General features: G+C 55.6%; 1 pseudogene. It reads left to right on the top strand.

Features of this window, described 5'->3' with window-relative positions:
• Positions 1-144: 144 nt before the first annotated feature.
• Positions 145-525 (top strand): annotated as a pseudogene (locus ENZ75_RS33825) (gentisate 1,2-dioxygenase); the annotation flags it as partial.

Genomic DNA, 525 nt, shown 5'->3' on the forward strand with positions numbered 1-525 from the left:
GCCTATTTCTGGGCATTTGCCACTCAAAAATGCACCTCAACCAAAAACTTATAAGATTCGCAATTTGGGTATTGTCGAGCAAAACCAATGCGAATACGGTTGAGTTGGTTAGAAGTATTTTCTTCGTGACGAGAGGTGTCCGATATGTCCCTGGCGCAACCAGCTAACGATGTGCTCACCAACAAGAAGGCGGCACTCAAGGGCCTCTACGACGCCCTCTACGCAAAGAACATGTTTCCGTTCTGGGCGACGTCGGAAGGCGTCGACCATGACGAGATCAAGCAGTTGATGGCGACGTCGAAAGCCGTTCCCTTCGTGTGGTCCTATTCGGACATCGAGCCCCTGCTCCAGCGCGCCGCCGAACTGGTGACCATGGACGACAGCGAGCGCCGTTCGCTGATCCTCGTCAATCCCGGTCTTGCACCCAAGCGTGCATCGGTCAGCACCATGTACACCGCCTACCGCTTGAACGATCCCGACGAGATCATGCCGCCGCACAAGCACTCGCCGAGCGCCATCCGCTTC

The organism is Mesorhizobium sp. M7A.F.Ca.CA.002.04.1.1, assembly GCF_004022805.1.
Taxonomy (GTDB): domain Bacteria; phylum Pseudomonadota; class Alphaproteobacteria; order Rhizobiales; family Rhizobiaceae; genus Mesorhizobium; species Mesorhizobium ciceri.